This window comes from Planobacterium oryzisoli (assembly GCF_015354315.1).
In the GTDB taxonomy this organism is placed as follows: domain Bacteria; phylum Bacteroidota; class Bacteroidia; order Flavobacteriales; family Weeksellaceae; genus Planobacterium_A; species Planobacterium_A oryzisoli.
In genome coordinates this window covers 147,402-163,070 of record NZ_JADKYY010000006.1, presented here as the reverse complement: position 1 = coordinate 163,070, position 15,669 = coordinate 147,402, and the positions used below count along the sequence as shown (strand labels likewise).

General features: G+C 42.5%; 11 protein-coding genes. 8 read left to right on the top strand and 3 right to left on the bottom strand.

Annotated features, from left to right (window positions below; genetic code table 11):
- Positions 1-148: 148 nt before the first annotated feature.
- Positions 149-1,462 carry an adenosylhomocysteinase gene (ahcY, locus tag IC612_RS06455; RefSeq protein ID WP_194739366.1) on the bottom strand — a complete coding sequence of 438 codons (1,314 nt, stop codon included), beginning with the start codon at positions 1,460-1,462 and terminating at the stop codon, positions 149-151.
- 52 nt (positions 1,463-1,514) lie between these two features.
- On the opposite strand from ahcY, the gene IC612_RS06450 reads away from it, so the two are divergent.
- Positions 1,515-2,177 carry a 4'-phosphopantetheinyl transferase family protein gene (locus IC612_RS06450; RefSeq protein WP_194739365.1) on the top strand — a complete coding sequence of 221 codons (663 nt, stop codon included), beginning with the start codon at positions 1,515-1,517 and terminating at the stop codon, positions 2,175-2,177.
- Here the strand turns inward: IC612_RS06450 and IC612_RS06445 are convergent.
- Positions 2,174-4,411: an FUSC family protein gene (locus IC612_RS06445; protein ID WP_194739364.1), complete on the bottom strand. Its 2,238-nt coding sequence runs from the start codon at positions 4,409-4,411 to the stop codon at positions 2,174-2,176. The genes IC612_RS06450 and IC612_RS06445 overlap by 4 nt on opposite strands.
- 202 nt (positions 4,412-4,613) lie before the next feature.
- On the opposite strand from IC612_RS06445, the gene glgB reads away from it, so the two are divergent.
- From glgB to apaG, 7 genes are all read left to right on the top strand, one after another.
- Positions 4,614-6,518, top strand: a complete 1,905-nt coding sequence (gene glgB, locus IC612_RS06440; RefSeq protein ID WP_194739363.1) for a 1,4-alpha-glucan branching protein GlgB — start codon at positions 4,614-4,616, stop codon at positions 6,516-6,518.
- Between the two features lie 29 nt (positions 6,519-6,547).
- Positions 6,548-7,969: a glycogen synthase gene (locus tag IC612_RS06435; protein WP_194739362.1), complete on the top strand. Its 1,422-nt coding sequence runs from the start codon at positions 6,548-6,550 to the stop codon at positions 7,967-7,969.
- Positions 7,970-7,997: 28 nt separating this feature from the next.
- Positions 7,998-9,269 carry a glucose-1-phosphate adenylyltransferase gene (locus IC612_RS06430; RefSeq protein ID WP_194739361.1) on the top strand — a complete coding sequence of 424 codons (1,272 nt, stop codon included), beginning with the start codon at positions 7,998-8,000 and terminating at the stop codon, positions 9,267-9,269.
- A 68-nt stretch (positions 9,270-9,337) separates the two neighbouring features.
- On the top strand, positions 9,338-10,384 hold the full coding sequence (locus IC612_RS06425) for an SRPBCC family protein (protein WP_194739360.1): 1,047 nt from the start codon (positions 9,338-9,340) through the stop codon (positions 10,382-10,384).
- Between the two features lie 113 nt (positions 10,385-10,497).
- Positions 10,498-13,290: a 2-oxoglutarate dehydrogenase E1 component gene (locus IC612_RS06420; protein ID WP_194739359.1), complete on the top strand. Its 2,793-nt coding sequence runs from the start codon at positions 10,498-10,500 to the stop codon at positions 13,288-13,290.
- 41 nt (positions 13,291-13,331) lie between these two features.
- Positions 13,332-14,573 (top strand): 2-oxoglutarate dehydrogenase complex dihydrolipoyllysine-residue succinyltransferase, encoded by a 1,242-nt coding sequence (odhB, locus tag IC612_RS06415; protein ID WP_194739358.1) that lies wholly within the window; start codon positions 13,332-13,334, stop codon positions 14,571-14,573.
- A gap of 147 nt (positions 14,574-14,720) precedes the next feature.
- Entirely contained in the window at positions 14,721-15,107 is a 387-nt protein-coding gene (gene apaG, locus IC612_RS06410) for a Co2+/Mg2+ efflux protein ApaG (protein WP_194739357.1), read from the top strand.
- A 3-nt stretch (positions 15,108-15,110) separates the two neighbouring features.
- On the opposite strand, the gene IC612_RS06405 is transcribed toward apaG, so the two are convergent.
- Positions 15,111-15,668, bottom strand: coding sequence for a 3'-5' exonuclease (locus IC612_RS06405; RefSeq protein ID WP_228512897.1), 558 nt, complete (start codon positions 15,666-15,668; stop codon positions 15,111-15,113).
- Position 15,669 lies beyond the last annotated feature (1 nt).

The following is a 15,669-nucleotide window of genomic DNA, read 5'->3' as shown; positions in this document are numbered from 1 at the left end:
TCAAGAAAAGGACGGCATAAACCGTCCTTCTGCTTGGGCTAAAAACCCAAAATCTACTTTTTTAACCCCAATTGGCTAAAAACAAAAGACTGTCCTCATTTTAGTTATGGGGACAGCCTCTTATTAATTACTTTTTACTTTTTTTCTTCTAGTAGCGGTAGTATTCCGGTTTAAATGGTCCTTGAACCTCTACGCCTATATAATTGGCTTGATCCTGACTTAAAGTCTCCAGTTCCACTCCCAACTTTTCTAAGTGTAGCGCTGCCACCTTCTCATCCAGATGTTTAGGAAGCATATATACCTCGTTCTGGTAGTTTTCTCCGTTTGTCCAAAGTTCTATTTGAGCAAGAGTTTGGTTGGTAAAGGAATTACTCATTACAAAGCTCGGATGTCCGGTTGCACAACCCAGATTAACAAGTCTGCCTTCTGCTAAAATCAGTATTTCTTTGCCCTCTACATTGTAGAGATCCACCTGTGGCTTTATCTGTACCTTTGTGCTTCCGTAGTTCAAGTTCAACCATTTCATATCAATCTCGTTATCAAAATGACCAATGTTGCAAACAATGGTTTTATCTTTCATATTTAAGAAATGCTCTTGGCGCACGATATTAAAATTACCGGTGGTAGTGATTACAATATCCGCATTACCTACCACTGTTTCCAATCTCTTTACTTCAAAACCGTCCATGGCTGCTTGCAGCGCACAAATTGGATCAATCTCTGTAACGGTCACAATGGATCCAGCGCCCCGGAACGATGCTGCAGTACCTTTTCCTACATCACCATAACCACACACTACGACTCTCTTACCCGCCAGCATTACATCGGTGGCACGGCGGATAGCATCTACCGCCGATTCACGACATCCGTACTTATTGTCAAACTTACTCTTTGTTACCGAATCATTAACATTGATTGCAGGCATAACTAAGGTGCCGTTCTTCATTCTTTCGTACAACCGGTGAACCCCAGTCGTAGTCTCTTCGGAGAGACCTTTTATTCCATCGGTCAATTCTGGATATCGGTCAAAAACCATGTTGGTCAAATCGCCTCCGTCATCCAAAATCATGTTTAGAGGTGTACGCTCCTGACCAAAGAACAGAGTCTGCTCAATACACCAGTCAAATTCCTCTTCGTTCATCCCTTTCCAAGCATACACAGGAATCCCTGCGGCGGCAATTGCAGCGGCAGCATGGTCCTGCGTAGAGAAAATGTTACATGAAGACCAAGTTACCTCTGCACCCAGAGCTACCAGTGTTTCAATGAGTACCGCTGTTTGAATCGTCATGTGAAGGCATCCTGCGATGCGGGCTCCCTTTAAAGGCTGCGAGGGTCCATATTCTTTTCTAAGTGCCATCAACCCAGGCATTTCTGCCTCAGCCAATTGTATTTCTTTACGGCCCCAGTCCGCTAGAGTAATGTCTTTTACCTTATAAGGTACGTATTGTGTAGTAACTTCCATTTAAATCAAATAATTTTTGCAAATTTACGAACTATATCCCTGCCTGCAAAATATGCCTTTTCACCTGGATTTCAGTACACCGCACTCTACCGTTCTATTTTGGAAGTATGACGATAAAAGTGATGAGTTTGATCATAATGCTCTTATAGAACCAGAGAATTTTCAGCGCATAGAACACTACCATCCCAAAAAACTCTCAGAGTATCTGATGGTAAGGAGATTGCTCAAAATGGTACTTCCCAATCATAAAATACTGTATAAGACCATTGGACAGCCCTACCTCCATCCCAAGGATGCTTTCATCTCTATAACACATTCCTTTCCCTTCGCTGCTCTTGCAGTGTCCAATAAGCGCGTGGGAATAGATATTGAGAAAATAATGCCCAAGATCCTAAAGATAAAGGAGAAATTTCTTCATGATTCTGAGCACCAGTGGACCCAGAATGAAAATGAAGTGGAGTGGCTCACCGTCATTTGGGTGATCAAAGAAGCACTGTATAAACTGCACCCTAGCAAATACTGGTCACTAAAGAAGCACTATAGAGTAGAGCCTTTTTCCCTGGAAGATACTTCTGCAATTTGCTGCAGTGTATTTGATGAGCAGTTTACCGATAGCTACAATGCAAAAGTGGTTCGGATGGGTGAGTATTATTTTGCTCTCGTCGAGGAACATCATGTCCTAAACTTCAAAATATCTAGTGGCAGTCTGTTCTAGATCTCTTTGTGAAATGTTTCCAAAACTTTTCGTTGCTCCCGGACTACATCAAGAAGCAGTTCCATGATATCATAGATGTTCTTTAACTCGGTGAGCCGTGGCACTAAAGTAGGATCGCGGTGATCTAAAAACTTCTCCTCCGTCAATTGCTCTTTTCGTTCTTCCAGAAGTTCTTCTACTGCACTGGATATAAAATTATCAGTGTCGTTGTGCATACTTGTAGTTGGTCTATTTTCCAGCAGGGCTTTGGATGTTTCAAGCTGAGATAGGATCTTTTTTTGCCAGTTAGCGACAGAAAGTTCAGGATATTTACCATCGGAGGCATACTGAGCGAGCGAGGCCGAATAGGCTGTGACCAGGTGCGAAGTGTTTACAAATTGGTGTACAATTTCCAGGCGTCGTTGTTGATTCTTTGGATCGGAAAGCATTCGTTGGAAATTGTCCGAGAGATTTGCAAGGGCGATGACCGCTTCCTTACGTGCTAACTTGTAATTCTGATTGTCTATATTTTCTCCCTGCAAGCGCTTGCATACGAGCATGAGGTAGTCTGTATTGGCTTGCAGGCTTTTACGCATTAATAGTGGATTCTGGGAGTGCTCCCATACGGGCAGGACAAAGTAAGAAACCGCATAGACGATCACACCCGCAATGGCAGTGTCAATAAGTCGGTCCCGAAACAACGCATTTATGTTGCCAGGATTAAGGAAGTTAAAACCAATGAAAATGTAAATGGTCATAAAAAAAACTGCCCAAGCGTACTTTCCTTTTAGAAGGGTGAAGCAAAAAATCATACTGCCCAGCAGTATGCTCAGTAACACAGTGGGATGGCTGGTGCTCTTTAAGATCCAATAAGCTACCACGGCGCCCCCCAAAGTACCATAGAGTCGAAGGAGATTACGGTGCTTGGTGGTCGAATACGCAGGTCGCATAATGGCCAGAATAGTTATAAGGATCCAGTAGGAATGACCAATGCTGTAATAGGGGACAAGACTTAAAAGATACCCTATGCTCAAGGCAGTTACGATCCGCACTGCATGGCGGAAATGGTAACTTTTCAAGGACAGGTTGTCGCGGAAAACTTTTGTGCTGAGTTTTTCTTCTTTGGGTACAAATAAATTCAGATCTAATCCCGAGGAGAGACTTTTTGCCATCCGGATGTCTTGTGTGCCAATCTTATAAATGGTGGAAATGTCTTCCGTGACGCTCGAAATTCTGCTGAGAACTAGTCGCAGTGCCATAAAATCTTCTAGTGTTTGCGCCGATAAATGGTTCTTCCGAAGTTCAAAAAATGTATGGTAGAGTTTTCGATGGGCTTCTTTATAGTCTTTTTGCGGGCGTGGTTTTGCACTTGCTTGCAATGATATTCCTATGCCAATAAGTTCTGTGGAGAGTAGCTGGAGGTACGAGGAGATTTCTTCTAAGATATGGTGCTTGTCGAATGCACTATGAAGTTTTCTGTAATTTTGATCGGAGGTGAAAAGCTTTTCATAGAGATCGATGGAATTTAAAAACAGTAGCATGAGAAGTCGAGAGGTGGTAGTGGACTCACTAACTAGTGTACGGGTCTTAAAGACTACTTCACGCGTGTCCTGCTGAAGGTTTTTAATATTTATTTGCTTAGCGATGACCAGAGAGTAGGTACTTTCGTAATCTACTGACAGTTCGTAGAACTCAGCCTTGAGTTTTAAATATTCGCCTAGTTCAAGATAGTTCTCACCAATCATCTGTGAAGCCAATTTGTAGGGTTGCAGTTTACTGAAAACGAGAAAAACAAGTAAATACCATAAACTCCCCAGTGCATACACAAGTATGTTCTTGGCTACAGGACCCTGAGTAAGGTGCCCGTCAATAAATATAGAATAAACCACTAGAGTTAGGCCTCCCACAGCCATTAGCCTTTGTCCGTAAACTCCTATCATGGAAAAGAATAACCCAAAAACGATTAGAGTCAAGAGTGCGGCAACGGGATAAGGAGCAAGCAACATCCCAATCCAAGCGACAAAGGTGAGAGAGAGTACCGCAAGAAGTAGAGCGTTCCTTCTACGAATGAAAGGGCCGACTTGGTCAGTCAATCCCACAAAGCTGGTTGCAAGCGGAAAAAGGAAGTACTCTTTCAAAAGACCAAAATAGGCTAAGAGAATACTCGGCAATACAATAGACAGGGCAATTCGAGTTCCTGCATAGAGGTACTGACTGCTTATAAATTTCTTGATTTCCTGTCCGTAAGGATTCATGCTGCAAAGTACGTACAAAAAAGAGAATTACTCAAGGCGGTATATTTATTTCCTCTTATAAATGATGGATTTTTTTAACTTATAATTTGTGGAAGTGTGAGGTGGTAATTGCGCTAAATACTTAGATAATTTTCTTAATGTTTGTAATTCTTAAGCCGATTAATATTTGTAATTTAGGCTGGTTATCACACGTTCTTTAACTATGCATTCTATTTCTCCCCATTCCCTATTTACTCCAGAAGACATATATCTCTTCAGAGAAGGTAGGCACTACAGACTTTACGATAAGTTTGGAAGCCATGCGCTAACCATAGATGGTAAAAAGGGCGTACAGTTTTCTGTATGGGCTCCTCATGCCAAAGAAGTTTCCGTTATAGGTGAATTTAACGGATGGCATAGTGAGGCGCACAAACTTTTTCCCAGATGGGACAGCTCAGGTATTTGGGAGGGATTTATTGAAGACCTCGATTGGGGGACACTGTATAAATATGCGGTTAGAACTCTATCCGGAGAACTACTTGAAAAGAGTGATCCTTATGCGGTAAGTTGGGAACAAAACCGACAAGCAGCCTCTTTGGTATCCACTACATGGTTTGAATGGAGCGACAAAGAATGGATGAGTCAACGGCATTTACGAAATAGTCTCTCTTCGCCTATTTCTGTTTATGAGATGCATCTAGGATCGTGGATGAGGGATCCGAACGATCCGGAACGGTTTTTAAGTTATGGTGAAATTTCCAAACAACTTATTCCTTATCTTCAGAATATGGGTTTCACTCATGTGGAATTCATGCCTGTTATGGAACATCCTTTCGAACCAAGTTGGGGGTATCAAGTTACAGGTTATTTTGCGGCCAATTCTAGATTTGGGGCACCTCAGGATTTAATGCAGTTGATCAATGATTTACATAATAGTGGAATAGGAGTGCTGCTCGATTGGGTGCCGTCCCATTTTCCGGGAGATGCCAACGGTCTGCATTATTTTGACGGATCCTATTTGTATGAGCATCCAGACCCGCGCAGAGGGTACCACCCACAATGGAATTCCCATATTTTTGATTACGGTAAGAATGAGGTGCGCTCCTTTCTAATTTCTAATGCATTGTTTTGGTTGGACCGTTACCATGCAGACGGTTTACGGGTGGATGCGGTAACTTCTATGCTGTATCTGGATTACGCCAGAGACCCGGGTGCCTGGGAACCCAATGTTTTCGGCGGCAATGTGAATCTCGAGGCAAAGAATTTTCTTCAGGAATTTAATTCCGCAGTTTACAAATACTATCCCGATACTATCACCATTGCAGAGGAAAGCTCCGACTTTCCTATGCTAACTACTCCTGTGTATGCTGGAGGAGTGGGATTTGGTATGAAATGGATGATGGGTTGGATGCACGATACTTTGGCATATTTTAAATTAGATCCTTCCGAACGTAAGTACCACCATAGTAAGGTGACATTTACTTCCATGTACATGTACAATGCCAACTACATGATGCCCTTGTCTCATGACGAGGTGGTTCACGGCAAGAGCAGTATGATTTATAAAATGCCTGGGGATGAATGGAATAAGTTTGCGAACCTCAGAGCTTTGTATACTTACATGTATACGTTTCCTGGTGCGAAACTGCTTTTTATGGGTTGTGAGTTTGCTCAAACAAACGAATGGGACTTTGCGGCATCCCTGAACTGGTCATTACTGGAGTATCCTGTGCATCGGGGTATGCAAGATTACGTAGCGGATTTAAACCGTTTGTATAAAGACTCTCCTTCTCTTTATGAACTACAGTTTGAAAGCGAAGGATTCGAATGGGTGGAAGCCAACGATGCGGAACACTCTTTGTTCGTGTACCTAAGAAAGGGAAAAAAGTCCACAGAGCAGATCATGTGTGTTTTGAATTTAAGACCATATCCATTAGAGTATAAGATAGGTGTAGAGGAAGGCTCGTCGTGGAAGGTACTTCTGAATTCCGATGAAAGTAAATACGGTGGAAGCGGGATGACTGCAGTAGTGCTTGATGAGCAGGACGAGGAATGGATGTTTCGAAAAAATTCCATTATACTACAACTTCCACCCCTTTGTGGGGTACTTCTCCAACGCCAAGCGTAGGTATAATAAACAACAGCTATAAATTAAATATGAAGATAATACATTTATCTACAGAGTGTTTTCCGGTGGCTAAGGTGGGTGGACTTGCAGATGTGGTAGGGGCACTGCCAAAATATTTAAATCAGATTAAAGGAGTAGAGTCGAGTGTTGTTATGCCTTGGTACGATCGTAGTTTTGTGCATGAACACCAATTCGAAACGGTCTTTGACGGTTGGATACACCAGGATGCCCAAATGCTTCAAGTCCTGGTACTAAAAGAAAGGCAGCATGTACTAGGGTTTCCCCTCTATTTGGTAAAGATACCTGGGTTGCTTGACAGGGAAAATCCTTACGGATATTGGGACGAAAGCCAGCAGTTCCTGGCGTTTCAGCATGGAGTTCTACACTGGCTAAGTGCTATGCAGATCCGTCCCGACGTGTTGCATTGCCACGACTACCATACAGGTTTAGTTCCTTTTATGGTGGAGCATTGTTATGAATTTCGCTTCTTGAAAGGCGTCAGAACCATTGGGACCATACATAATGGCGAATATCAAGGCGCTATGGAATGGTCTATGCTCAGTTATTTCCCATGGATTGACAACCAGCAGGTACTAGGGCTCCTGGATTGGAATGGCAAAATTAATCCGCTCGCAGCAATGTTAAAATGTACTCATGCTTTCAATGCGGTATCCAAAGGTTATCTCGAAGAACTCTTTCATAATTTCAGGGGGCTTGAAAGGCTCGTCCAACACGAGCACCAAAAAGCTTTTGGTATTATTAATGGTATAGATACATCTCTGTGGGATCCAGCTACCGATCATTATCTTTCATTCAATTATACTAGTGAGTCCGTTATCGATGGTAAAGCTTTTAATAAAAGCAAGCTCTGTAAACAGTATGGATTGAATGAGTCGTTGCCGTTGGTAGGATTTATTGGCCGCTTTGCTTTGGAAAAAGGTGCAGACCTGTTACCTGATATTATAAGTCAGATCATTCAGCAAACCTACGGTGGAGTGAATGTCATTGTTCTTGGTTCAGGCGATCCCGCAATGGAGTTTGAATTAGAACAAGTCAACCAGCGATTTTCCAACTTTGCTTTCGATAGGGGGTATAAGGAAGAGTTATCTCATCACATCTATGCTTCCAGCGACTTTCTGCTAATGCCTTCCAGGGTGGAACCTTGTGGGCTAAACCAAATGTATGCGATGCGCTACGGAACAATTCCAGTCGTTCGCTATACGGGTGGTCTTAAGGATACTGTAGAGGATATAAGCACAGGAGGTGCGGGCATTAATTTTGCATACGCCACGGCGGATGCTGCGGTGGGTGCACTCCATCGTGCACTGCATATCTACCACCAGCCCGATTTGATGGGTGCCCTTATACAAGCCAATATGTCCTTTGATTTCTCCTGGCAGGCATCGGCCAATAAATATTTAAATTTATATAAAGGAGAGTCATTAGAATGAAAAATAAACTATAACAAATACACAAAATATGAAACCCAACGTAATTTCCATTGTTCTAGGAGGAGGACGCGGTAGCCGTCTCTTTCCCCTGACACATTCCAGATCCAAACCGGCTGTTCCGATTGCTGGTAAATACCGTTTGGTAGATATACCGATCTCAAATTGTCTAAACTCTGGATACAATAAAATTTTAGTTCTTACCCAGTTTAATTCTGCCTCCTTAAATTCCCACATTAAAAATTCTTACCATTTCGATATTTTCAGTAAAGGATTTGTGGATATACTTGCGGCAGAACAGAATGTAGACAGTGACCAATGGTATCAGGGTACTGCAGATGCAGTACGCCAAAGTATGAAACATCTGGATAAGTACCAGTACGACTATGTTTTAATTCTATCGGGAGACCAGTTGTACCAGATGGATTTTCGTGAAATGATAGAATGCCATATTGCAAACAAGGGCGATGTTACCATAGCTACCATTCCGGTAAATTCTAAGGACGCGACAGGATTTGGAATACTCAAGGCCAGTCCTGAAGGCGAAATTGAATCATTTGTTGAAAAACCTTCCAGTGATGTGCTGGAGAGCTGGAAATCTGAAGTTTCCGAAAAAAGTAAAAAAGAAGGCAAGGAATATCTTGCTTCCATGGGCATTTATGTGTTTAATAAAAAGGTCCTAAAGCGCATCTTTGACGAAGATCCCGGGGATGACTTTGGTAAAGACCTGATTCCTAATGCAATTGCACGTGGATATAAGACTTTGAGTTTCCAGTACGACGGGTATTGGACCGATATCGGAACTATTGAGTCCTTTTACGAAGCAAATATCGATCTAGCACAGGATTTACCCAAATTCAATCTCTTCAGTTCTAATCCAATCTACTCAAGGGCAAGGATGCTTCCCCCTTCAAAAATTATGGGTAGTTATGTACAACGTGCGGTATTCGCGGATGGATGTATTATTATGGCAGATAAAATAGAAAATAGTGTGATTGGAAACAGGACTCGTGTAGACAAAGGAAGCACGGTGATCAATTCCTATATAATGGGAGCGGATTTCTATCAAGAGGCGGAAGAGATGGTCGAGAATGAAAGTCAAGGAATTCCGAATCTAGGAATAGGAAAATACTGTTATATAGACAAAGCAATTATCGATAAAAATGCACGCATCGGAAATCATGTAAGTATAATAGGAGGGAAGCATCTCCAGGATGGGGATTTTGAAACCCATTCCATCAAGGACGGAATTGTTGTGGTTAAAAAAAATGCAGTAATCCGTGAGAATACACAAATTTCGTAAGTGCTGCTTAAATATAAAATTAGGACGTCCTTTGTATAGAGGGCGTCTTTTTATGTATTTTTGCCTCCATGCGATGGATTAAATTTCTGGTAATTCTTTCGGTAATTGGAGTGGGTGTTTATGTAGTAACAGGACTGCTTACCACCAGGCCAAAAACCTATACTTTTAGCCAATCTGTACCCTATTCTGTAGATAAAGTTTTTCAGCAGTTTCGGGATGTTCGTGAGTTTGCCTCCTGGAATGGATATTTCACGGCACTAGGGAATGACAAAGACTGGAGTGCTGCATACTTTGAACCGTACACGGGAATGGGAGCTAATGCAAAATTCTATAATGAAAAAAATGGAATGTTTCGGGAAGTTCTCCTTAAATACGAGAATCTGAACCGTAGTGTACGGTACCATTTCTTAGAGAACGGTTGGGAAAGACCTGTGGTTGTGGACGTTATTATGCGTCCCAAAGGTTCGGCCCACACCAACCTGGAATGGCACATTACTATTCCTGAGCAGTCGGTTTTTTCAACAATGACATCAGAGTGGGAAGAAGACTCCATGAAACCATTAATTACTCGGAGTACCCAAAGACTTTCGATCACCTTAGGAAATAAAGTGGACAAGGATCTTCTATTACAAAATATCATCTACGATTCCATTTTTACCCAAACGCGGAAAGGAGCCTTGCTTGTAGGGGTCAGCGCAACGAGTGCAAACCGTCCAGAGACTTTAATGGAAAGTACTGTGGTGCAGCACAATAAAGTCTGGGCGTACGCGACAATGGATTTGGCTAAACGGGAAGATGAATTAGGGTTTCCTACCATGCTTTATACCGTAGGTGGTAAAGGCGAAACCCATCTTTCGTACTACTATGGCGTAGAGGTTAGCAAACGTGAAGGATTAAAGGACCAGAGTTTTTCCTACCGCACTGTGCCGTCCTCTTCTGTCTATTCCATGTTCCACCGCGGGAATGCACGAAGTATTGAAGGTGCAGTGGAAAAACTAGTAAAAAAAGCGAAAGCGGATTCAGTTCGTATAGGGGACCTCCAGCAGGAATTTTTGGACCCTCCCGTGAACGGTCAGACACTTAGGGTAAAGCTATCACTGCCCTACGTCAAATGATGGGTACTACCTATTTGAACCATTGCTTTTTTTGAGCGCTTTTCCTTCAATATCCTCAAGTAATTTTAGTAAATTTGCGGATTAACATTTTTATCGAATTGAAATTGTAAATAATGGATCGATTTTCATTTTTGAACGCAGCCCATTCTCAGCTTATTGAGGATCTTTATCAGAAGTATCTGAAATATCCCGATTCCCTTGAACCTTCATGGAAGGCTTTTTTTCAGGGATTTGATTTTGCATTAGAAAATTATGGAGACTCAGAGAATTCTGGCGCCTTAGTGGCGCCTAAAGCGGATGAAAAATCGTACACTGGTGAAATTCCAGAGGATATTAAGAAAGAATTTAAAGTTTTAGATCTCATACATGCGTACCGTACTCGTGGCCATTTGTTCACAAAGACCAACCCAGTGCGTGAGCGTAGACTCTATGAACCTACTTTAGCAGTAGAGAATTTTGGCTTATCCCAATCGGATCTTAAAGTTACTTTTTCGTGTGCTACTGAGACCGGTATGCCTGGTCCTGCTACACTGGAGCAAATAATCACACATCTTCAAAGTATTTATTGCGATTCCATTGGTGTGGAATATATGCACATGGAGAGCGTGGAGGAAAAAGAATTTATTCGTGAGTGGCTACAGGTTAATGAAAATCAGGCTAAGCTTTCTTCAGAAGAAAAGACAGAAATACTGCACAAGCTAAATCAGGCTGTTGCATTTGAAAATTACCTGCATACAAAGTTTGTAGGACAGAAAAGGTTCTCACTGGAAGGAGGAGAATCTCTTATCCCGGCACTTGACCAATTAATTACCCGTTCGTCGCAACTTGGCGTAGATGAAGTAGTACTTGGTATGGCCCATAGAGGAAGACTTAATGTCCTTACCAATATATTTGGCAAATCTTACAAGCAGATATTCTCTGAGTTTGAGGGGAAAGAGTTTGAGGAAGATGTGTTTTCTGGCGATGTAAAATACCATTTGGGCTCCTCTAAGAAAGTGACTATGGCCAGTGGTGAAAAAGTAGCTATCAACCTTACACCCAATCCGTCGCATCTGGAAACCGTAGCGTCTCTGGTGATGGGGATCTGCCGGGCAAAAATCGATAACCGATATAGTGGTGATTATTCCAAAGTGCTTCCTATTGTTATTCACGGCGACGGTGCGATAGCAGGACAGGGAATTGTCTATGAAGTGGCGCAGATGATGAGCCTAGAAGGTTACCGTACCGGAGGAAGCGTGCATATTGTGGTAAATAATCAGGTATCTTTTACCACCAACTATCTTGATGCTAGATCCTCTATATACTGCACCGATATTGCCAAAGTCACTAATTCTCCAGTAATGCATGTCAACGCAGATGATGTGGAGGCAGTAGTGCACGCTATACGCTTTGCTGCAGAATACAGAGCAAGATTTCACAAGGATGTTTACATTGATTTGCTAGGATATCGTAAATACGGGCATAATGAAGGGGATGAGCCTCGTTTTACTCAACCGAATCTTTATAAGGCAATTTCCAAACATCCTAACCCTAGGGAGATATATAAGAAAAAATTAATGCAGGAGAATATCGTTTCTGAGGAAATTCTGAAGAAAATGGAAACGGAATTCAAAGCCTTACTTGACGAGGATTTCGATGCAGCCAAACAAATTGAGAAGAATACCCTCGATATTTTCATGGAGGAGGATTGGAAAGATTATCCCCTTGCTAAGCGGGGTGTACTACAAGATCCGGTAGATACCTCCTTTGACAAGCAAAAACTTTTAGAACTAGGAAAAGCAATTTCGAGTCTGCCTAAGGAGAAGAAATTTATTAATAAGATCACAAGACTTTTCGACCAGCGACTAAAGATGTTGGACAACAACACTCTGGATTGGGCTATGGGGGAGCTTTTGGCCTATGCCAGCCTCCTTGCGGAAGGACGCGGCGTAAGAATATCAGGTGAAGATGTAGAACGTGGAACTTTCTCCCACCGCCATGCAGTGGTCAAGACGGAGGATAATGAAGAAGAGTACATTCCGCTACGTCATGTAAGTGATTCGCGTTTTGATATTTATAATTCGCACCTCTCCGAGTACGGTGTTCTAGGGTTTGATTACGGATATGCCATGGCAGCTCCTAATGTTCTCACGGTCTGGGAAGCACAGTTTGGTGATTTTGTCAATGGTGCCCAGATTATTATCGATCAGTACCTTGTGGCAGCTGAGGAGAAGTGGAAAATACAGGACGGCCTAGTAATGCTACTTCCGCATGGATTTGAAGGACAGGGTGCCGAACATTCGTCTGCACGATTGGAACGCTTCTTAACATTAGCTGCGAACGAGAATATGATCATAGCAAATCTCACTTCTCCGGCGAACTTTTTCCATATATTACGTAGGCAACTCAAATTTGGTTTCCGTAAACCTTTGATTGTAATGTCACCTAAGTCCCTTTTACGTCATCCGAAAGTCATTTCAACCCTGGAAGATTTGGCAGAAGGTACGTTCCAACCAATTATAGATGATGCAAGCGCCGATCCTTCCAAAGTTGAGAAACTGGTGCTTTGTTCCGGAAAAATCTACTATGAACTACTTGCTAAAAAGGAACTGCTTGGATGTGAAGATGTAGCCTTGGTGCGACTTGAACAACTGTATCCAATACAGCAAGATACCATGGATCATATTCTTACTAAGTATACTAACCGGTCCCAGCTTCTTTGGGTTCAGGAAGAACCGGAAAATATGGGTGCATGGACGTACATACTGCGTACTTTCCGCCATGAAGGGATTGAGGTTATAGCACCGGTACCTAGTGGATCTCCGGCTCCTGGAAGCCATAAGATGTTTGAAAGAAACCAAACGGCTGTAATAAACCGCGTTTTCGACTGCAATGACGAACCTGAATCCAGACCAGTCACGGCGTAATTAGTTAAATTATAATCAACCTGTAAATTAAAGAATATTATATGTCAGTTCTAGAAATGAAAGTCCCTTCGCCGGGCGAGTCTATTACCGAAGTTGAAATCGCAACCTGGTTAGTGAAAGACGGAGACTATGTAGAAAAGGACCAACCTATTGCAGAGGTGGATTCCGACAAAGCTACTCTTGAATTACCCGCTGAGCAAAGCGGTGTCATCACACTAAAGGCCGAAGAAGGCGAGGTGGTGCAGGTGGGACAGGTGGTGTGTCTGATTGATTTGGATGCGCAAAAGCCTGCAGCTTCTACAGCCAGCGAAGCAAAAGTAACTCCTCCAGTCGCAGAAAAGACTAGTGCTGAAAAACAAGAAGCAGTTAAGAAAGAAGAACCTGCACAGTCTGCGAGTTATGCCACCGGATCACCTTCACCTGCGGCCAAGAAAGTGTTGGATGAAAAGGGTATCGACTCTGCCCAAGTTAAGGGTTCAGGACGTGACGGTCGCATCACAAAGGAGGACGCAGTAAAAGCGCAGCCGTCGTTTGGTGCCACAGCAGCAGCCAATGGCTCCCGTGCAATGAGCACCACGAAACTTTCTATGCTACGTAGAAAACTGGCTTCTCGTTTAGTTTCTGTAAAGAACGAGACGGCCATGCTTACTACCTTTAATGAAGTGGACATGTCCGAAATATTTAGAATCAGAAAGCAGTACAAGGAAGAATTCAGTGCAAAGCACGGAATTGGACTAGGATTCATGTCTTTCTTCACCAAGGCGGTCACAAGAGCTTTACAAATGTACCCTGATGTAAATGCTTCCATTGATGGGGACTTTAAAGTGAATTACGAATTTTGTGATATCTCGGTGGCGGTGTCCGGTCCGAAAGGTCTTATGGTGCCTGTGCTTCGTAATGCAGAAACGATGAGCTTCAGAGGGGTTGAAGCGAGCATAAAGCAATTGGCAGACAAAGTGCGCGAAGGAGATATCAGTGTAGATGAGATGACAGGAGGAACTTTTACCATTACTAATGGTGGGGTATTTGGCTCTATGTTATCCACTCCAATAATTAACCCTCCGCAATCCGCTATATTAGGTATGCACAATATAATCCAGCGCCCTGTTGCAGTCGACGGTCAGGTTGTTATTCGTCCTATGATGTATGTGGCATTATCCTACGACCACCGCATCATTGACGGCAGAGAGTCGGTTGGTTTCCTTGTGGCAGTGAAGGAAGCGATTGATAATCCAGTAGAATTTCTAATGGCTGGCGATGAGCGTAAAGCATTGGAACTCTAAAAATAGAATACTCCATAGGTGAATGGGAATGCAAATGCATTCCCATTTTTTATATTGCTTTAAGATTAAATTATAATTTTTAACTTTAAATTAAACAAAAAGTAGTTTTAGGCAGCATATTTGTATAGGACTTTTAAAATCCCGGCTATGGAATCCAAAATCACTTCCAATATTCGTGTCACTGTTGTGCCTTCGTACGATATCAAGAACAGTTATCCATCGGATAATCGCTATGTCTTTCGCTACAATATTTTTCTAGAAAACCTAGGAGGTGCCCCCGTGCAGTTGATAAAGCGCAGTTGGCTTGTGTACGATATAGGATATGGTTTTTCTCATGTTGAGGGAGACGGAGTCATTGGACTTACTCCAGAGATTTTTCCTACTAAAGATTTTGGATACTTTTCCAATGTGGTTCTCCGTAGCGGCATAGGTCATATGAGTGGTTCCTATACCTTTAAAAATCTATTGTCTGGTGAATTGTTTCAGGTTGAAGTGCCACGTTTTGATTTGGTGACTGCCGTCCTAGCCAATTAATCCTTACAATTTCTTGATTTGATTTTTGCAGTATGAGTACACTTCCTCATTACAAGTTAGCAGGAGTCTTTCAAAGGCCAACAATGCTACCTGCGCGCAGGCGTATGCGTCGTCTTCAGCCCTGTGGTGGTTAAATTTAATACCATGCACTGTGCATAAATTTTTCAGTCCATAGCTAGCCATCCCTCTCCATGATTTCTTTGAAAGTCCTACTGAACATAGATAGGAATTTCTTGGTGCAAAAAGACCGTAGTATTCCAAAGTTCCTTTTAGGATACGCATGTCAAAGGAGGCGTTATGGGCGATGAGAAGGTGTCCATACAGTTCTGAATTTATTTCTTCCCAGACCTGATCAAAGTAGGGTGCATGTTGCACATCATTAGGAGTGATTCCATGGACCTCCACCATACGGGGATTAAAATAAGGGAAGCTGGGAGGTTTAATAAGCCAAGACTTAGAGCGTGTGATTGTGCCGTTTTCCACAATACAGATCCCCAACTCACACGCAGAATTCGGTTCATGGGTAGCAGTTTCGAAGTCAATGGCGCAAAAATCCACCATA